The organism is Nocardiopsis sp. iso_186, from assembly GCF_056173365.1.
In genome coordinates this window covers 4334591-4353211 of sequence record NZ_CM149670.1, presented here as the reverse complement: position 1 = coordinate 4353211, position 18621 = coordinate 4334591, and the positions used below count along the sequence as shown (strand labels likewise).

The 18621-nt window shown below is 67.3% G+C and carries 16 protein-coding genes; all 16 read left to right on the top strand.

Going from position 1 to position 18621, the window contains the following annotated elements; all coding sequences use genetic code 11:
• Positions 1-12: 12 nt before the first annotated feature.
• The 16 genes from mutM to lepB all read left to right on the top strand — a co-directional run bounded on the left by mutM (position 13) and on the right by lepB (position 18554).
• Positions 13-900, top strand: coding sequence for a bifunctional DNA-formamidopyrimidine glycosylase/DNA-(apurinic or apyrimidinic site) lyase (gene mutM / locus AC0VYP_RS19135; RefSeq protein ID WP_285757447.1), 888 nt, complete (start codon positions 13-15; stop codon positions 898-900).
• A 28-nt stretch (positions 901-928) separates the two neighbouring features.
• On the top strand, positions 929-1204 hold the full coding sequence (locus AC0VYP_RS19130) for an acylphosphatase (RefSeq protein WP_285757446.1): 276 nt from the start codon (positions 929-931) through the stop codon (positions 1202-1204).
• Between the two features lie 373 nt (positions 1205-1577).
• Positions 1578-1769 carry a hypothetical protein gene (locus AC0VYP_RS19125; RefSeq protein ID WP_285757445.1) on the top strand — a complete coding sequence of 64 codons (192 nt, stop codon included), beginning with the start codon at positions 1578-1580 and terminating at the stop codon, positions 1767-1769.
• A gap of 424 nt (positions 1770-2193) precedes the next feature.
• Entirely contained in the window at positions 2194-5751 is a 3558-nt protein-coding gene (gene smc, locus AC0VYP_RS19120) for a chromosome segregation protein SMC (RefSeq protein WP_475471063.1), read from the top strand.
• Positions 5752-6057: 306 nt separating this feature from the next.
• Complete coding sequence (locus tag AC0VYP_RS19115; RefSeq protein WP_285757443.1) at positions 6058-6996, top strand: ABC transporter substrate-binding protein; 939 nt, start codon at positions 6058-6060, stop codon at positions 6994-6996.
• Between the two features lie 5 nt (positions 6997-7001).
• Positions 7002-8048 carry a FecCD family ABC transporter permease gene (locus AC0VYP_RS19110; RefSeq protein ID WP_475471061.1) on the top strand — a complete coding sequence of 349 codons (1047 nt, stop codon included), beginning with the start codon at positions 7002-7004 and terminating at the stop codon, positions 8046-8048.
• A gap of 236 nt (positions 8049-8284) precedes the next feature.
• Positions 8285-9469, top strand: coding sequence for a signal recognition particle-docking protein FtsY (ftsY, locus tag AC0VYP_RS19105; RefSeq protein WP_475471059.1), 1185 nt, complete (start codon positions 8285-8287; stop codon positions 9467-9469).
• A gap of 461 nt (positions 9470-9930) precedes the next feature.
• Positions 9931-11250: an ammonium transporter gene (locus AC0VYP_RS19100; protein ID WP_475471058.1), complete on the top strand. Its 1320-nt coding sequence runs from the start codon at positions 9931-9933 to the stop codon at positions 11248-11250.
• A 346-nt stretch (positions 11251-11596) separates the two neighbouring features.
• Entirely contained in the window at positions 11597-12796 is a 1200-nt protein-coding gene (locus AC0VYP_RS19095) for a LolA-like protein (RefSeq protein WP_475471056.1), read from the top strand.
• 123 nt (positions 12797-12919) lie between these two features.
• Positions 12920-14527: a signal recognition particle protein gene (ffh, locus tag AC0VYP_RS19090; protein WP_475471055.1), complete on the top strand. Its 1608-nt coding sequence runs from the start codon at positions 12920-12922 to the stop codon at positions 14525-14527.
• Between the two features lie 270 nt (positions 14528-14797).
• Positions 14798-15250 (top strand): 30S ribosomal protein S16, encoded by a 453-nt coding sequence (gene rpsP, locus AC0VYP_RS19085; protein ID WP_475471053.1) that lies wholly within the window; start codon positions 14798-14800, stop codon positions 15248-15250.
• Between the two features lies 1 nt (position 15251).
• Positions 15252-15494, top strand: coding sequence for an RNA-binding protein (locus tag AC0VYP_RS19080; protein ID WP_285757437.1), 243 nt, complete (start codon positions 15252-15254; stop codon positions 15492-15494).
• A 139-nt stretch (positions 15495-15633) separates the two neighbouring features.
• Entirely contained in the window at positions 15634-16146 is a 513-nt protein-coding gene (rimM, locus tag AC0VYP_RS19075; RefSeq protein WP_285757436.1) for a ribosome maturation factor RimM, read from the top strand.
• Positions 16147-16171: 25 nt separating this feature from the next.
• A complete protein-coding gene (gene trmD / locus AC0VYP_RS19070) occupies positions 16172-16960 on the top strand; it encodes a tRNA (guanosine(37)-N1)-methyltransferase TrmD (RefSeq protein ID WP_285757435.1) in 789 nt (262 codons plus the stop codon).
• 152 nt (positions 16961-17112) lie between these two features.
• Positions 17113-17472 carry a 50S ribosomal protein L19 gene (rplS, locus tag AC0VYP_RS19065; protein ID WP_285757434.1) on the top strand — a complete coding sequence of 120 codons (360 nt, stop codon included), beginning with the start codon at positions 17113-17115 and terminating at the stop codon, positions 17470-17472.
• Positions 17473-17546: 74 nt separating this feature from the next.
• Complete coding sequence (gene lepB / locus AC0VYP_RS19060) at positions 17547-18554, top strand: signal peptidase I (protein WP_432707419.1); 1008 nt, start codon at positions 17547-17549, stop codon at positions 18552-18554.
• Positions 18555-18621 lie beyond the last annotated feature (67 nt).

Here is an 18621-nt window from a genome sequence, read left to right as displayed (position 1 = left end):
TAAAGGAACCCCGTGCCAGAGCTTCCCGAGGTCGAGGTGGTCCGCCGTGGACTGGATCGATGGGTCACCGGCCGGACATTCGGCGAGATCGAGGTCCTGCACGCGAGGGCGATCCGCCGTCACGTCGCGGGAAAGGACGACTTCACCGGGCGCCTGGGGGGTCAGGTCGTCACCGGCACGCGACGGCGTGGCAAATACCTCTGGCTCACCCTGGACTCCGGGGACGCCCTGCTCGCCCACTTGGGAATGAGCGGGCAGTTGCTGATCCAACCGGTCGGCGCCACCGACGAGCGCCATCTGCGGGTGCGCCTGCCATTGGTTCCCGACCAGAGCGACGCCGGTCCGCTGGAGCTGCGCTTCGTCGATCAGCGAACCTTCGGCCACCTGTTGGTGGACGGGTTGGCCTTCGACGACACAGGGGAGGGGCTGCCCCCGATCATCAGCCACATCGCCCGTGATCCGCTGGATCCCGCTTTCGACGACAACGCTTTCGTCGCCGCCGTGCGCCGCAGGCGCACCGAGGTGAAGCGGGCCCTGCTGGACCAGTCGCTCATCAGTGGGGTCGGCAATATCTACGCCGACGAGGCGTTGTGGATCGCCCGTCTGCACGGGACCGAGCCGACCGACACGCTGGCTCCGCCCCGAATCGCCGAGCTGCTGGCCGCAGCGCGTTCGGTCATGACCCAGGCGCTCGGACAGGGCGGCACGTCCTTCGACAGCCTCTACGTCAATGTCAACGGCCAGAGCGGCTACTTCGACCGAAGCCTCAACGCCTATGGCCAGGAGGACCGCCCGTGCGGTCGGTGCTCGACACCCATCAGGCGGGAGGAGTTCATGAACCGCTCCTCGTTCAGCTGTCCGACGTGCCAGATCCCGCCGAACGGACAGCACCAGACGTGATTTCGGACGGACCGCAGAGGGGTATCCGATGGGTGATATTCGTATGACCGCTTGGGTGCGCGGGCGGGTGCAGGGGGTCGGCTTCCGCTGGTGGGTGCGGGCCCGTGCCCTGGAACTAGGCCTGACCGGAGCCGCGACCAACCTGGTGGACGGCCGGGTGGAAGTCGTCGCCGAGGGGACACGCCAGGACTGTGAGCGGTTGTTGGCGATGCTTCAGGGGGGATCCGCCCCCGGCCGGGTGGATTTCGTCGCCCCGCGTTGGGGAGAACACAGGGGGTCTTTCACCGGATTCGTCGAGCGGTGAGTATGCTAAGAGCAGCGACGCGGTTCGCGGGCCGGGATACAGTCTCGTGTGCGATGGCGCTCGTGCCACAGTCGGGGTTAGACACGTACTCCGGCGTGGCGGGCTTCGGCACTCAAGCCGTTTCACTCGGGGGTACCCGAACGCGATTATCGCGGGCACACCCATGCCCGGAACGCCTGCTGGTCATTCTCAGGCTGGCTTCCGGCCTTTATCGTCCAATTCTTGACCGGCGGCTCCCATGGTGAGACTCTGGAAGGCACATCACGCGCCTATCCACGTCCGCGCTGAAGTGGCTGAATCTCAAGCTCTTCACGACGTGTCTCACCATGGCGTTCAATTTCCGTTCGGTCGCTCAATGTGGAGGACCCGTATCATGGCGAAGGCTCTGTTTGGCCACGTCGGAGGCCCTGACCCCCGTATGGTTCAGGAAATGCGACGGCTGCAGAAGCGAGTACGCGACCTTGAAAACGAGGTCGGCCGACTCCAGAACCAGAACGACCAGTTGACCGAGACGCTTACCGATGTCGCGGTCCTGTCGTCCGAGCGGGAACCTGCCCTGGCGTAGTAGCTCGGCGGTGTCACGCAGTCACCACCCGCAGTAAAGAATTCCAGGGACGCCCGTGTTCTTCTCGCGGCGTCCCTCAGGTCGATGCCGGGTGCATTTCCCCCCGACCACAATTCTTTTCTTCTATTTTATTGAGGGTTTACCCCGAGATTGTTTTTGGCAACCCTCCTGGGGCTTCGGATTTGCGTTCCATGCGAATTCGGCCCGGCTGATCACTCTCTATATTTTGACGAGCGCGTGGGGGAACGGCTTCGTATGAGGCCGTCCCGACCGCGCTCGTTGTCTTTGACCCCTCCGTGCCACGCCCTCTGATGCGTCCAGGCGTGCCCCGAGGGGGAACGTGCCACGTCAGGGCACAGACCGTGGGACCCTTTAAGGCGGCAGTTCCGGACCGCATCGCCAGCCGAGGGGAGACCGCGAAGCCGTGTATCTGAAAAATCTCACGCTGCGTGGGTTCAAGTCCTTCGCCTCGGCGACCACGCTTCGTTTCGAGCCGGGCATTACCTGCGTGGTCGGCCCCAACGGGTCGGGCAAGTCCAATGTCGTGGACGCCCTCGCCTGGGTCATGGGGGAACAGGGGGCAAAATCCCTGCGCGGGGGCAAGATGGAGGACGTCATCTTCGCCGGTACCTCCTCGCGTGCCGCGCTGGGACGGGCCGAGGTCAGTCTGACCATCGACAACACCGACGGCGCGCTCCCCATCGACTACTCCGAGGTCACCATCAAGCGGACCATGTTCCGCAACGGCGGTTCCGAGTACGCCATCAACGGTGACACCTGCCGGTTGCTGGATCTCCAGGACCTGCTCAGCGACTCCGGGATCGGTCGCGAGATGCACGTCATTGTCGGCCAGGGGCAGCTCGACACCGTTTTGCATGCCGGACCGGAAGAGCGCCGGGCGCTCATCGAGGAAGCCGCCGGTATCCTCAAACACCGCAAGCGCAAGGAGAAAGCGCTGCGCAAACTGTCGGCGATGCAGGGCAATCTCGACCGGGTCAACGACCTCGCCACTGAACTGCGCCGCCAGCTCAAGCCGCTGGGCCGTCAGGCCGAGCTTGCCAGGCGCGCAGCCGTCATCCAGGCCGACCTGCGCGACTCCCGGCTTCGGCTGCTGGCCGACGACATCGTCTCCCTGCGCGAGAACCTTGCAAAGGAGGAGGCGGACGAGTCGGCGGTGCGCGAGCGTCGGGCCCGGGCCGAGGACGCCCTCAACGAGGCCCAGGCCCGTGAAACCGTGTTGGACGAGGCCGCCGCAGAGGCCGCACCCCTGCTGGCCAGGGTTTCCGAGACCTACCACGGTCTCTCCGGGCTCAAGGAGCGGCTCAACTCCATTGCCAGTCTCGCCGCCGAGCGCCACCGCAATCTCGCCTCGGGAACGAACGACGAGCGCCGCGGCCGCGACCCCGAGGAACTGGAGGCGGAAGCCGAAGAAGTCCGCGCCCAGGAGGAGGAGCTGGAGGCCCGGTTGGACGCCGCCCGTTCCGAACTGGAAGGAACCGTCTTTGAGCGGGCCGAGGCCGAGGCCGCGCTGCGGGGCGAGGAACAGCGCATCACCGCTGCCGCTCGCGCAGCGGCAGACCGCCGGGAGGGCTTGGCCAAACTGCGGGGCAAGGTCAACTCCCTGCGCAGCCGGCTGGACGCCGGGCGGGCGGAGACCGAGCGTCTCGACCAGGCTGCCGAGGAGGCCCGCGAGCGTGCCGCTGCGGCGCAACTCGACTACGAGGAAGCCAGGGCGGAGGCCGAGGGGCTGGACCTGGGCGACACCGAACTCGACGCCGTGCACGGCGAAGCCAAGGACGAGCTCGCCGCTGCGGAGGCCGGCCTGAACGACCTGCGAGACGCCGAGCGCACGGCCGAACGGGAGCGTGCCGCGCTCGAAGCCCGCAAAGAGGCCCTCGAACTCGGCCTCGACCCCAAAGACGGTGCCGCTGCCCTGCTGGCCGATTCCGAACGGGTGCACGGGCTGATCGGTTCGCTGCCCACCCTCATCCAGGTCGAGTCGGGGGCCGAGACCGCCATCGCTGCCGCCTTGGGGGAGGCCTCCGACGCGGTGGCCGTGCACGCGCACGATGACGCCGCTGCGGCACTGGAGCTTCTCAAAGCGGGTGACGCCGGACGGGCAGGAATCGTTGTCGCGGGCTCGGGGGAAGGAGCCGCGGGTTCGCGTGCAGACTGGCCGTCCCTGCCACAGGGCGCCAGGTACGCTCTGGACGCACTCACACCGCCGGATTTCCTGCGCGCCGCGCTGACCCTCCTGCTGGCGCGCACGGCGTTGGTCCCGGATGCCGCCACCGCGCGCCACGTTGTCAAGACAGATCCCACGCTGCGCGCGATCACTCCCGAGGGCGACGTTTTCGGCGCGGCGTTCGTGTACGGCGGGTCCGGCGCCGCCCCCAGTCTGCTTGAGGTCCAGGCCGCCGTGGACGAAGCGGCCGAGCGTCTTTCGGTGGCGACCGAGACCTGCAAGCGTGCTGCCGCGGCGCTCGCCGACGCCAAGGCCGAGCGTGCTCAGGCAGCCGCTGCCGTCGAGGCGGTCGGTACCAGGCGCCGCGCCGCCGACAAGCGCCGCAACGAGGTCGCCCAGCAGGTTGGAAAACTCGGCGGTCAGGCCCGTGCCGCAGCCCTTGAGGTCGATCGTTACGTCGCTGCGGCAGGTAAGGCCGCTCAGGGCCGTGAGACCGATGCTTTTGCGCTGGCCGCGATGGAGGAGCGTCTTGAGCAGGCCGAGGCCGAGCCCGTCGATGACGACGACCCCGACACATCGCGTCGGGACGAGCTCGCCGTCAGCGCCGCGCACCTCCGCTCGGTGGAGATGGAGGCGCGTCTGACGGTGCGCACATCCGAGGAGCGTGTCCGCTCGATCACCGGTCGGGCAGAGGCCCTCCAGCGTGCGGCAGCCGCCGAACGCCAGGCCCGCGAACAGGCCGCGCGCCGTCGTGAGCAGCGCCGGGCGCAGGCACTGGTCGCGGAGGCCGTTGCCGAGGGCGCAGCCCAGGCACTGGCCCGCGTCGCATTGTCCTTGGCGGCCGCCGACGCCGAGCGCCGTGCGGCAGAGGACGAGCGCGCGGCTCGTGACGCCGAGTTCAAGACCGTCCGGGCCCGGGTGCGCGAGCTCTCGGTGGAACTGGAGAAGCTGCTCAACGTGGTGCACGGGAGCGAGGTCGCCAGGGCTGAGCGCAGGTTGCGTCTGGAGCAGTTGGAGACCCGTTCCCTGGAAGAGCACGGGACCGAGGTTGACGTGCTCATCGCCGAATACGGTCCGCGTGTGCCGGTTCCGCCACCGGCCGACGCCCCGGAGGCGGAGGCGGTCGCGGTTCCCTACGTGCGTGAGGTCCAGGAGAAGCGCGCGCGAGCCGCCGAGCGCCAGCTCAACCAGCTCGGCAAGATCAACCCACTGGCCCTTGAGGAGTTCGCCGCGCTCGAAGAGCGTCACACGTTCCTCACCACCCAGCTCGACGACCTCAAGAAGACCCGTCGCGACCTGCTCACCGTGGTCAAGGAGGTGGACGATCGGGTACAGGAGGTGTTCACCTCCGCCTACGGGGACGTCGAGCGCGAGTTCGCCGGGATCTTCGGCCGCCTCTTCCCAGGAGGCGACGGCAGGCTCATCCTCACCGACCCCGACGACATGCTCACCACCGGTATCGAGGTCGAGGCACGCCCGCCGGGCAAGAAGGTCAAACGACTCTCGCTGCTGTCGGGCGGTGAGCGCTCGTTGACCGCGGTCGCCTTCCTCGCTGCGATCTTCAAGGCCAGACCATCGCCCTTCTACGTGATGGACGAGGTGGAGGCCGCGTTGGACGACACCAACCTGCAGCGGCTGTTGGTCATCTTCGAGGAGCTTCGTGGTTCCTCCCAGCTCATCGTCATCACCCACCAGAAGCGCACGATGGAGGCGGCCGACGCGCTGTACGGCGTGACGATGCAGGGGGACGGGATCTCGCAGGTGATCAGCCAGAAGCTCACCCGCGTGGCGAGTTAGCGCGGTGCACGCCGACGAATCGGTCTTTGTCCTTTTTGTCGGATAAAGCGGTGATGGCCGGTGCGGCCGGTTAGAGTGGCCTGGTTGTCCTGCACCCCGACCACCTGGGTCGGGGCAGGACCAACGGCCGCGTGCGAGCGAAGTCCGGTCCAAACCGGCGCTGTCTACGCAACTGTGACGCCCTCTTCCGCAGGAGAACGGGGCAGAGCCAGGTCGCCTCGCGCGTATGCCGACGTCTGCTGTCCTCGTGGGAAGGGCGGTCCGTCACGGGCTCCGTTCTCCCTGCCTTCTGCTTTAAGGAGCCCAGTGCGCCTCGCACGCCGACTGGTGGCCCTGCCACTGCTCGCTACCCTTTCGCTCACCGCCTGCGGCGGCCTCGACCCGGACGACACCGTTCCCGACACCGGGGGCACCGCGCAGGGCAGTGAGGGCTTCCCGCTCACCGTCGCCGACTCGCGCGGAGAGGTCACCCTGGACGCCGCCCCCGAACGCATCGTTTCGCTGTCGCCCTCGGCGACCGAGATGCTCTTCGCCGTCGGGGCGGGGGACCAGGTCGTTGCAGCCGACGAGTATTCCAACTACCCCGAAGAGGCGCCCACCACCGACCTGTCCGGGTTCACCCCCAGCGTCGAGGCGATCACCGAGTACGACCCCGATCTCGTCGTCATGGCAAACGACGGCGAAGAGACCGTCTCGCAGTTGGAGGCCGTGCAGATCCCGGTCCTCCTTCTTCCCGCCGCTGTCGGCCTGGACGACACCTACTCCCAGCTGGAGCTGCTCGGAGAGGCAACCGGAAACGGCGACGAGGGCACCAAGGCCGCGGAGCAGCTGAAAACCCGAATCGACGGCATCGTCGCGGAGGTGGAGGAGAGCGGCGCCAGCGATCTCACCTACTACCACGAGATCGACGCCGCGATGTACTCGGTGACCTCCGAAACCTTCATCGGCCAGGTCTACTCGCTCTTCGGGCTGACCAACATCGCCGACGCCACAGAGGACACCGCCGGCGGTTACCCGCAGCTCTCCGCGGAGTACATCGTCGAGGAGAACCCCGACCTGGTCTTCCTGTCCTACCCCGACGGTGCGCAGGACTTCGCCGAGCGTCCGGCCTTCGACTCCGTCACCGCGGTCGAGGACGGCAACGTCATCGAACTCGACGCCGACGTCTCCTCGCGCTGGGGGCCGCGCGTCGCCGACTTCGCAGAGGACGTCGCCCAGGCCATCGACGCCACCAAGGGCCAGTAGCCCCAATGCGGACGGTGTTGCGGGGGTCGGTGCTGGTCGGACCGCTGTGGACCCTCGGTGGTCTGGCCGTACTGCTGGCCGCGATGACCATCGGAGTAGGGGCCGGCGCCGCAAGCATCGGCCCCCTCGACATCGTCCGCGAACTACTGAGCCACGTGCCCTGGCTGAACGTGCAGTCGCCACTCGGCGAGCGGCAGCAGGCGGTCCTGTTCCAACTGCGGTTGCCCCGTGTCGTCATGGGCGCGGTGGTCGGCGCGCTCCTGGCAGTCGCCGGAGCCGCCTACCAGGGAGTGTTTCGCAACCCGCTGGCCGACCCCTATCTGCTGGGCGCTGCCGGCGGCGCCGGCCTTGGGGCGACCGTGGTCATCATCTACGGTCAGGGTGTCAACCTCGGTCTGCCGCTGATCCCGATGGCGGCGTTCGTGGGTGCGCTCACCGGCGTCATGGGCGCCTACTTCCTCGGCAGTACCGCAGGGCGTGGCGGGTCGGCGTCGCTCGTCCTGGCCGGGGTGGCGGTCTCCTCCTTCCTGGCCGCTGTGCAGACACTCATCCAGCAGTTGGAACTTCAAGACCTCCAGCGCGTCTACGCATGGATCATGGGGGGCCTCGGGCGCGGCGGGTGGAGCGACCTGTGGCTCATCGCGCCCTACGCCGCGGTCTCCCTGCTGGTGCTGTTGCCGTGCGGCTACTTCCTCGACCTGCTCGCTCTCGGCGACGACAAGGCCAACAGCCTGGGCCTCAACCCTTCCCACGTGCGATTGACCGTGATCGCCGCCGCCTCCCTGGCCACCGCAGCGGCCGTCTGCGTCAGCGGGCTCATCGGGTTCGTGGGGATCGTGGTCCCGCACATCGTGCGCCGTCTGGTCGGTCCCAACTACCGTCGGATCCTGCCGGTCTCCCTTGTCGTCGGGGGCGCGTTCATGGTGTCGGCCGACATCGTGGCCCGTACGGTAATTGCGCCCGCCGAGCTCCCCATCGGCGTTGTCACCGCCTTCGTCGGTGCGCCGTTCTTCGTCCTCATCCTGCGCAGCACGCGACACAGCGCTGTCTGAGCCCGGCGCGGGCCGGCCCTTTCGGTGCGATTCGTCGCAACCCCGGGGTTCCCCGCTGCGCCCATGGGGCAGTCTCTTCCCAGACATCGAGGCGCAACCATTTGGGTCGGGCACCGGCCCCGTGCCCGAGAGGCGTCGGCTGCAGTCTGGTCCGCACACCGCCGGCCGACGAGCCGAGGGGAAGGCTCGTGTGCGGTGCCGGCTCCCAGCACGGGTTCTGAGACACTGGAGGCGCTATGGAATACACCATCGTTGGCATTGTCATCTTCGTCATCGCCGTGTTGGTCGTCGGTGGCGCGTTTCTGATCCGCCCCCGGCACTCGGTGGAGACCGAGGAGCGGCCCAAGGTCGAGGAGCCCCAGACCCAGGAGGGCCGGCCGCCCGCAACCGTCGAAGAGGGTGCCGCCGAGGACGGGGGAGCGACCGCCGCAGTCGCCGAGCCCGCCGCGCCGACCGCGCCCGCCCAGCCGGTCGCACCGCAGATCGAGACGCCGCCGCCTTCGGCCGGCCGTCTGGTCCGACTGCGCGCCAGGCTGGCCCAGTCGCAGAATGCCTTCGGGCGGGGGCTGCTGACCCTGTTGTCCAGCGACAAGCTCGACGAGGACGTCTGGGAGGAGATCGAGGAGGTCCTTATCACCGCCGACGTCGGTGTCACCTCCGCTTCCCAGATCGTTGAGGGCCTGCGCACCAAGGTCAAGGTCCTGGGCACCCGCACCCCCGGGGACGTCCGGTCGCTGTTGCGCGAGGAACTCGTCGCCCATATCAACCCGGACCTCGACCGTGCCGTGCGCACGGAGCCCCACGGCGACCGCCCCGCCGTGATCATGGTGGTCGGCGTCAACGGGGTCGGCAAGACCACCACCACGGGCAAGCTCGCACGGGTGATCATCGGCGACGGCCACACCGCTGTGCTGGGTGCCGCTGACACTTTCCGCGCTGCCGCCGCCGAACAGCTGCAGACGTGGGGAGAGCGCGTGGGAGCCCCGGTCATCCGCAAGGAAGAGGGCGCGGACCCGGCCAGTGTCGCCTTCGACGCGGTGACCCGTGGGATCGCCGACGGCGTTGACACCGTCATCATCGACACCGCCGGGCGGCTGCACACCAAAACCGGCCTGATGGACGAGCTCGGCAAGGTCAAGCGCGTCGTCGAGAAGCGGTCCCAAGTCGACGAGGTCCTGTTGGTCCTGGACGCCACCACCGGCCAGAACGGACTGCGTCAGGCGCGGGTCTTCGCCGAGGTCGTCAACATCACCGGCATCGTCCTGACCAAGCTGGACGGCACCGCCAAGGGGGGCATCGTCATCCAGGTGCAGCGCGAGCTCGGAGTGCCGGTCAAGCTGGTCGGCCTGGGAGAGGGGCCCGACGACCTCGCCCCCTTCGACCCCGAGACGTTCGTCAACGCGATCCTCGAACTTTCCTGATCCCGGTCCCATCCGGACGGCCCCCACCCTTGCGCACCGCCGGGGTGGGGGCCGTCGCTGTTTTCCGCCCTTCGCGATGTCCACTCATCCGATGGACGGTTCATCATCGGATCTACAGAACCCAGGAGCCGAACATCGGTCAGGGTTTTGTGCCCGCCGCCGCTCTTCACCCCCGCGCGTGCTCTGTGTTCATCAGGTTTTAACCCCAAGCAGACTCCGGCCGAAGCAAACCAATAGATCGCATTGTGGTAACGAGGGCAGATGATCAAGCTCTGACCTGCGCGTTCATTCGCATGTAACGCCATGCCCGATGTCTTTACCTGGCGGCAACAGTGCAGGTCGCACCGATTAACACGCCTGGCTGACGCTTTCGGTCGTGGAAGCTGGTCGTCGAGCCCAACGGTGCGCCCGAGCGAACCACTCACTCCCGTACGTATCCCCCGCACGACCCTGGAGGCGATGTGGAAAACCTCGATACCGGAACGACTGCGTGGCTGCTGATAAGCGCCGCACTCGTGATGCTCATGACGCCTGGCCTCGCCTTCTTCTACGGCGGTATGTCCCGGGCCAAGAGCGTCCTGAACATGATGCTGATGAGCTTCGCCAGCATCGCGATCGTCAGTGTCCTGTGGGTGCTGGTCGGTTACTCCCTCACCTACGGCGAGGGCTACGGTCCGCTCACGCACTTCATCGGTGGCTTCGGTGACTTCGGCTCCGGTGGCTTCATCGGAGAGATCGACGCCGAGGGCGGTTACCCGCTCCTGGTCAACGTCGGCTTCCAGATGATGTTCGCGGTCATCACCGTTGCGCTGATCAGCGGGGCGATCGCTGACCGTGCCAAGTTCGGTGCATGGCTGGTCTTCGTTCCGATCTGGGCGCTCGTCGTGTACTTCCCCGTCGCCCGCTGGGTCTGGGGCGGTGGCTGGTTCGACCAGCTCGAAACCTGGTTCGGCGTCGGCATCGTCAACTTCGCGGGTGGTACCGCGGTGCACATCAACGCCGGCGCCGCGGCCCTGGCTCTGACCTTCGTGCTCGGCCGCCGCAAGGGCTTCGGCTCCGAGTCCATGCGTCCGCACAACCTGCCCTTCGTCCTGCTGGGCGCGGCCCTGCTGTGGTTCGGCTGGTTCGGCTTCAACGCGGGCTCCGCGTACGCCGCCGACGCCACCGCCGGCCTGGCCCTGGTCAACACCCAGGTCTGCACCGCCGCCGCTACCGGCGCGTGGATGCTGGTGGAGCGGATCCGCTACGGCAAGGTCACCGCGCTCGGCTTCGCCTCCGGTGCCATCGCCGGCCTCGTCGCGATCACGCCCGCCGCGGCCAACGTCACCCCGCTGTGGGCCGTTGTCCTCGGGCTGCTTTCCGGTGGTGTCTGCGCCTACGCCATCAGCTGGAAGTTCAAGTTCAAGTACGACGACGCGCTCGACGTGGTCGGCATCCACATGGTCGGCGGCATCATCGGCTCGCTCGCCCTGGGTCTGTTCGCCTCGGCGGTCACCGGTGGCCCCGACGGCATCTTCTTCGGCGGCAGCCCGATGTTCTTCGTCGTCCAGTTGATCGCGGTCGTGGCCACGATCGTCTATTCCTTCGGGGTCACCTGGCTGATCGCCAAGGTCATCGACCTCGCCGTCGGGTTCCGTATCCCCGAGCACGTCGAGACCAACGGTCTCGACAGCGAGCTCCACTCCGAGTCGGCCTACGCCTTCGAGGAGCTGGACGAGCAGGAGCTCTCCTCGCCGACGCCTCCGGGCGAGGAGAAGCCCTCAAAGCAGGTGCAGGTCTAGCGGCTTCAGCGTTGAAATCGCACCCCGCACCATAAGCGTTGGGGGCCAGTCGGGCCGGCGAGGATCATCCTCGCCGGCCCGTACTGCTGTCCGGAGTAATGGGAAAAAAGGGTAATTTCTCCCTCTCTGGTCTTTTGCACAACGAGCCGGGACAGAGGTGTTCGGTAGGCTGTTGCCTCAACACGGAGATCCGGGGCTTGCCGGCCCGATGGGACCTCTTCTTCCCGGGCCGGCCATCGGGCTGAGCGGTCGTTTCGCACCGTCTCAGAACCGGATCCGACTCCGCTGCGTCCAAGCTTTTCGACGACAGATCCCTTACTTCCCTTGGCGGGAGCCAGGAGGCACAATGGCGCCGGCATTTCGCAGGTCGCGGCGATCGACTAGAACCACGGCTACCGCGGCCGCAACTGCTGTACTCGTACTCGGCGCCGCCGGGTGCGCGATCGATCTCAGTGACTGGCGTCCGGGCGGACCGGAGCCGTCCCCTTCGCCGACCCCGGTCAGTGCGGGGCCGATCCTGGAGTCCGCGCTCGACGCGCTGGCCGAGCTCCCCGCGGTACAGCTCACCGGCCAGTTCGCCCCGGCGGGCGACGAAGAAGAGGCACCGGTGCAGACCGACCTCACCGTTACCGACACCGGAGCCGCGCTGGGCACCTTCCAGACGGCCGACGGAGACGCTCGCTACATGGAGGTTGACCGCAAGCTCTTCATTGATGCCGGCGACGGCTACTGGCTGGACCAGGGGGTGTTCAACCCCGACTCCGACTCCTACGCCGACCACTGGGTGCGGGTTGGTCACAGCGCACTCGGCCTCGACCCGGGAGGCGCGCTCACGCCGAGCGCACTCTCCGACATCCTGCGGGCCCGGGCCCCGGAAGGAGAATCCGAAGCGGTCGAGGAGAAACTCGCCGGAACCGTCGCCTACCGCGTCAACCTCAGCGGGGGAAAGGTCTGGGTCACCAAGGACGAACCCCACACGCTGATCCGAATGCAGGTCGAGGAGCTCGCCCCGGAGGACGGTGGACTCGCCACTCGCATCGAGGCCGACTTCGCAGCCCCCGACACAGCCGCCGTCGAGAAGGTCTACGACGACCTCGCGGCTATCGCTGAGGACGACCTCGGCTCGGCCCGTGACTCCCGTATCGAGGTCCAATGGGAGGACGAGGGGGAGATGAGCTGCCAGACCGGTGGTAAGTGCACGATCTCCGGGACCGTCAGGGACGTCGGCGGCGGTAGCGGGGAGGCGACCGTTCTCGTCCGGATGGACGGCACGTTCAGCAACTCGGAGCTCGGCGAGAAGAAGTGCAGCAAGACCGGCACGCTCAAGGCCGGTGGCACCGTCGAGCTCGCATGCTCCACCGACTACGAGCTCGCTCCCAGCACCAACCCGCAGAGCTACGAGGTCAGCGGGAACCGCCTGTTGTCCACACGCGCGCTCTCCGGCGACGCGAAGGACGCCATCGTCGGGCTCGTCAAGGAACAGCGCGAGGCCACACTTGAAGGCGGTGCCCAGGCTTCACCCGAGGCCAGCCCCTCCGGCAACTGACGCCTCCGGACGCCCCGGGGCCGACCACGCACCCGTGGTCGGCCCCGGGGCAGGGCCCACCTGGGACTCCCGGCGGGTAACCTAGAAGACCGATCCAGCAGACACTACGGAACAGGGCCACCCGTGTTCGAGACGCTTTCCGACCGGCTCACAACGGTCTTCTCCTCGCTGCGCGGCAAAGGCCGTCTGTCCGAGGAGGACATCAACGCGACCGCGCGAGAGATCCGGCTCGCCCTGCTCGAAGCCGACGTCGCGCTGCCCGTCGTGCGTGAGTTCATCGCGCAGATCAAGGAGCGCGCGCGCGGTGAAGAGGTCGCCAAGGCGCTGAACCCGGCGCAGCAGGTCATCAAGATCGTCAACGAGGAGCTCGTCGAGATCCTCGGCGGTCAGACCCGCGAGATCAGGTTCGCGAAGAACCCACCGACCGTCATCATGCTCGCCGGTCTCCAAGGCGCCGGCAAGACCACCCTGGCCGGCAAGCTCGCCAAGTGGCTCGGTGCCCAGCGCAACACTCCTCTCCTCGTCGCGGCCGACCTCCAGCGCCCCAACGCCGTCACCCAGTTGCAGGTGATGGGCCAGCGTGCGAGCGTTCCGGTGTTCGCACCCCAGCCCGGCAACGGTGTGGGCGACCCGGTCGAGGTGGCGCGCGAGTCGATCGAACACGCCCGGCGCAACAACCACAACATCGTCATCATCGACACCGCGGGCCGCCTCGGCGTTGACTCCGAGCTGATGCGCCAGGCAGCCGATATCCGCGACGCGGTCACCCCCGACGAGATCCTCTTCGTCGTCAACGCCATGATCGGCCAGGACGCGGTCAACACCGCGCAGGCGTTCCTCGACGGGGTCGGCTACGACGCGGTCGCGCTCACCAAGCTCGACGGTGACGCCCGTGGTGGCGCCGCGCTGTCGATCCGTCACATCACCGGTCGGCCGATCATGTTCGCCTCGACCGGCGAGAAGCTTGAGGACTTCGACCTCTTCCACCCCGACCGGATGGCTTCGCGCATCCTCGACATGGGCGACGTGCTCACCCTGATCGAGCAGGCGCAGCGCACGTTCGAGCAGGAGGAAGTCGAGAAGATGGCCAGTACGCTGGCCTCCGACGACGACTTCACGCTGGACGACTTCCTCCAGCAGATGATGATGGTTCGCAGGCTCGGTCCGATCGGCAACCTCCTGGGCATGATGCCCGGTATGGGGCAGATGCGTGACCAGATCAACAACGTCAACGACAAGGATCTGGATCGCATCACCGCGGTCATCCGGTCGATGACCCCGGCGGAGCGTGCCAACCCCAAACTCATCAACGGTTCCCGTCGGCTGCGGATCGCCAACGGATCCGGCACCCAGGTGGGCGATGTCAGCGGCCTGGTCACCCGGTTCTTCGAGGCGCAGAAGATGCTGCGTCAGATGAAGAGCGGTGGCGGCATCCCCGGGATGCCGGGAATGCCGGGCATGGGGGGCGGGCGCAACAAGAAGGCGCTCAAGGCCGCGGCCAAGAAGAACGGCAAGAAGAACAAGCAGCGCAGCGGCAACCCCCTCAAGGCCAAGCAGCAGGAGGCCGAACGGGCTGCCGAGCGTGAGAAGCGGCGTACCGAGGGCCCGGCTCCCGACCAGTCGGGTCCGCAGCTGCCCCCCGGTTTCGGCGGTGGGGCACCCGGGCTTCCGCCGGGCCTCGGTGGCAAAAAGATGCCCGACCTCTCGGATTTCAAGCTGCCCAAGCAGTAGCCGGCGGGTGACCCGTGCCTCATGTCCGTGGCCGGGTGCCCGTTCGGGGCGGGGCGTGTGCGCTGCTCGCAGCCGCGCATTCCGCCACGCCAGGCTCGGACGCACACCGTGCGTCCGATCGTCTGGCACAATTGGGTGTTGACTAACGGCGCGCGGAGTCAGCCCTCTAACTAACTCCCGTGCCCACGTCCCCGCCCCAATGCTGTTCCGCAACCCCACGCGGTGCATGCGGTCCGGGCACATTCCGCCTTAACGGGAGAGACCACACCAGTGGCTGTCAAGATCAAGCTCAAGCGTATGGGAAAGATCCGTACGCCGCAGTACCGCATCGTCATCGCCGACTCGCGCACCAAGCGCGACGGAAAGGCGATCGAGGAGATCGGCAAGTACCACCCCAAGGAGGAGCCGAGCCTCATCGAGGTGAACTCCGAGCGGGCGCAGTACTGGCTGTCCGTGGGTGCTCAGCCCACCGGTCCGGTTCAGCACCTCCTCAAGCTCACCGGTGACTGGCAGAAGTTCAAGGGCCTGCCGGCTCCGGGGCCGCTGAAGGTCGCCGAGCCCAAGGACAAGGAGGCCCAGGAGGCCGCCTTCCAGGCAGCGCTCAAGGAGCTTGTCCTGCCGGGTACCGAGGGCAAGGGCAAGTCCAAGAAGGCCGCTGAGAAGCCGGCCGCCGAGGACAAGCCCGCCGAGGCTCCCGCGGAGAAGTCCGAGGGCGAGGCCTGACGTGTTGGAAGAGGCGCTTGAGCACCTCGTCAAGGGAATCGTCGAGAGCCCTGACGACGTCCAGGTGCGGGCCAAGCGGTTCCGCAAGGGCAAGGTGCTCGAAGTCCGGGTCCACCCCGATGATCTCGGGAAGGTGATCGGCCGCAACGGCCGTACCGCGAAGGCACTGCGCACCGTTGTCGGTTCGCTCGCCGGCGGTCGGTACGTTCGCGTCGATCTGCTGGATCTGCACGAAGTGCGCTGACGCGCGCGGCGTGGACCCAAGCCCGCTCGGGCTGTGTCCTCGTCGTGCGCGCGATCCGCGCGGGTAGGGATCCCCTGCCCGCGCGGTGTCGTTATCCGCCCCCGTTTGTCAGTTAGCTGCCCGTCCCAAGGAGAACCACTTGCGTCTCGTCGTCGGCCGGATCGGCCGCGCCCACGGTGTCCGTGGCGAGGTCTCGGTAGACGTGCGCACCGACAGTCCGGGGGAGCGATTCGGGGTTGGCGCCGTGCTGCTCACCGACCCCGAGAGCGCCGGGCCGCTCACGATCAGGGCCATGCGCGAGCACTCCGGTCGGCTGCTGGTCCGTTTTGAAGGCGTCAAAGGCCGCACCGAGGCCGAGTCCCTGCGCGGAATCGCGCTACTGGTTGACTCCGCCGATATCGCACCCGTTGACGACCCCGACGAGTTCCACGACCACGAGTTGCTCGGGTTGAAGGTTCAGACCGTTGACGGAGAATCCGTGGGCGTGGTCGCCGACATCCTGCACAACGCCCAGGACGTCCTGGTGGTCAAGGGGGGAGGCGGCACCGAGATCCTGATCCCGTTTGTCCGCGCACTGGTCCCCCAGATCGACACCGAGGCCGGACGCCTCGTGGTTGACCCACCGCCGGGCCTGCTGGACCTGGGCGAATAGTCCGCGAGAAAGCTTTCACGTCCCCATGCGCATTGACATCATCACGATCTTCCCCGACTACTTCACGCCGCTGGAACTCTCCCTGATCGGGAAGGCACGGCGTTCGGGTCTGCTCGATGTCCGGTTGCACGACCTGCGCTCCTGGACCTACGACCGGCACAACACCGTGGACGACAGTCCGTACGGCGGTGGTCCGGGCATGGTGATGAAGCCCGAGCCCTGGGGGGAGGCCCTGGACGCGGTGAGTGCCGCGGTTCCTGCCGCGTCGCCCCGGTTGATCCTGCCCACTCCCAGCGGGCTGCCTTTCACTCAGGCCGACGCGGGGCGCCTGGCCGGTGAACCCTGGCTGGTCTTCGCCTGCGGCCGCTACGAAGGCATCGACTCCCGTGTCGCCGCTGATGCCGCACTGCGTATGCCGGTCGAGGAGATCAGCATCGGCGACTACGTGCTCAACGGCGGGGAATCGGCCACCTTGGTCATGGTTGAGGCGATCTCCCGGCTGTTGCCCGGTGTCCTGGGCAACGCCGACTCCGTGGCCCAGGACTCTTTCGCGCCGGGGCTGATGGACAACCTGGTCGAGGGGCCGGTCTACACCAAGCCACCGGCCTGGCGGGGCCAGGAGGTCCCGCCGGTCCTGCTGTCGGGCAACCACGGTGCGGTGGACCGCTGGCGACGCGACGAGGCGCTGAGAAAGACCGCGCGCAACCGCCCTGAACTGCTGGACCGCCTCGATCCTGAGAGACTCGACCGTCGTGACCGTGAGGTCGTCGCCGAACGCCGGTTACAGGTCGGCCCCGAATCTATGGCAGACTAGACGAGTTGCCCCTGACCGTCGGCCTGTGCTGGCGGCTGTCGGCCCCCGGTGGCCGCACGCTTGACGAGGCAGCCTTTGTTTTGAACCCAGCAGATCCGCCCGCGCGAGCGCTATCCGTCGCCGCGGCGCGCTTTCGATGAGGAACCGCTGAGATGCACACCGCCATTCAGGAGCTTGAGAAGGCCCAGCTGCGCTCCGACGTGCCCGACTTCCGTCCGGGCGACACTCTGAACGTTCACGTTCGGGTCACCGAGGGCAACCGGTCCCGGGTCCAGCTCTTCAAGGGCGTTGTGATCCGGCGACAGGGCTCGGGCAGCCGCGAGACCTTCACCGTTCGCAAGATCAGCTACGCCGTCGGCGTGGAGCGCACCTTCCCGGTGCACACCCCCGTGATCGAGAAGATCGAGGTGGTCTCCCGCGGTCGCGTCCGTCGCGCCAAGCTGTACTACCTGCGCAACCTGCGCGGCAAGGCCGCTCGTATCCGCGAGCGCCGGGAGCCGGTCAAGCGCTAGTTTTTGTTTTCGCGTCTCGCGCGTTAGGCGTCTTACCGGTGTAAGGCATCGGGCTGGGCTAGGCTTCAGTGCCGATGAGCAACGACGATCTGCCTTCTCGCCCGACCGAGAACAGCGACACCGACCCCGAGACCACCCGAGAGCAATCAGGTGGTCCGGTCGAGGACTCTGGCTCTCCCATGTCCACGCATGGGGGAGCCAGCGCTGTTGTAGGAGACGAACAGGCCAGCACAGGGGAGACCCCGGACGCCACCATGAGTGCTAAGAAAACGGGCGAAGAGAAGCAGGGGTCGTTCTGGAAAGAACTCCCCATCCTGATCGTGATCGCCTTGGTACTGGCGTTCATCATCAAGACCTGGGTTGTCCAAGCGTTCTACATCCCGTCCAAGTCGATGGAGGACACCCTCCTCGTCGGTGACCGGGTCTTGGTCAACAAACTGGTCTACGAGTTCCGCGACATCAAGCGCGGCGACGTCATCGTCTTCAACGGCGGGGACTCCTGGGACGAACAGAACACCGTCGTTCTCGAGGAGCCGACCAACCCCGTCTCCAAGTTCTTCAACTGGGTCGGGCAGCAGGTCGGTGTGGCCCCCACGGGCAAGGACTACATCAAGCGCGTCATCGGTCTTCCCGGTGACACCGTCGAGTGCTGTGACGAGCAGGGCCGAGTGCTGGTCAACGGCACGCCCTTGGACGAGACCTACCTCTACCCGGGCAGCCTGGAGACCCACCAGGAGTTCGGCCCGGTCACGGTTCCCGACGGCCGGCTGTGGGTCATGGGCGACCATCGCGCGGTCTCCTACGACTCCCGCATGCACCAGGCCGACACCGGTGGCGGCAGCGTCCCCGAGGAGTCCGTCGTGGGCCGTGCCTTCGTCATCGTCTGGCCCCTGAACCGGATCGCGACACTTCCCATCCCCGATACGTTCACCGCACTCAACGAGAAGACCGCCGCCGCCGCGGCTGCGGCTGCCCCGTTGGCACTCGGGGCCCTCGCCGCGGTCCCCGTTCACCTGGTCGGTCGCGGCTACCTGTCCCGCCGTCGCGCCGACGGCACAGATCCGGATACTTGCCGAGAATAGCGGCGGGTAGTTGACACATACCGCATCATGGGTGCTGGGGGCGTTCCTGGCCCCGCACGGAAACACG

What these genes read in the sequence shown, in the direction of transcription:
- trmD (WP_285757435.1), top strand. Translation starts at nt 16,172, where the DNA reads ATGCGCATTGACATCATCACGATCTTCCCCGACTACTTCACGCCGCTG.
- lepB (WP_432707419.1), top strand. Translation starts at nt 17,547, where the DNA reads ATGAGCAACGACGATCTGCCTTCTCGCCCGACCGAGAACAGCGACACC.
- AC0VYP_RS19125 (WP_285757445.1), top strand. Translation starts at nt 1,578, where the DNA reads ATGGCGAAGGCTCTGTTTGGCCACGTCGGAGGCCCTGACCCCCGTATG.
- AC0VYP_RS19110 (WP_475471061.1), top strand. Translation starts at nt 7,002, where the DNA reads ATGCGGACGGTGTTGCGGGGGTCGGTGCTGGTCGGACCGCTGTGGACC.
- AC0VYP_RS19095 (WP_475471056.1), top strand. Translation starts at nt 11,597, where the DNA reads ATGGCGCCGGCATTTCGCAGGTCGCGGCGATCGACTAGAACCACGGCT.
- ftsY (WP_475471059.1), top strand. Translation starts at nt 8,285, where the DNA reads ATGGAATACACCATCGTTGGCATTGTCATCTTCGTCATCGCCGTGTTG.
- rplS (WP_285757434.1), top strand. Translation starts at nt 17,113, where the DNA reads ATGCACACCGCCATTCAGGAGCTTGAGAAGGCCCAGCTGCGCTCCGAC.
- AC0VYP_RS19130 (WP_285757446.1), top strand. Translation starts at nt 929, where the DNA reads ATGGGTGATATTCGTATGACCGCTTGGGTGCGCGGGCGGGTGCAGGGG.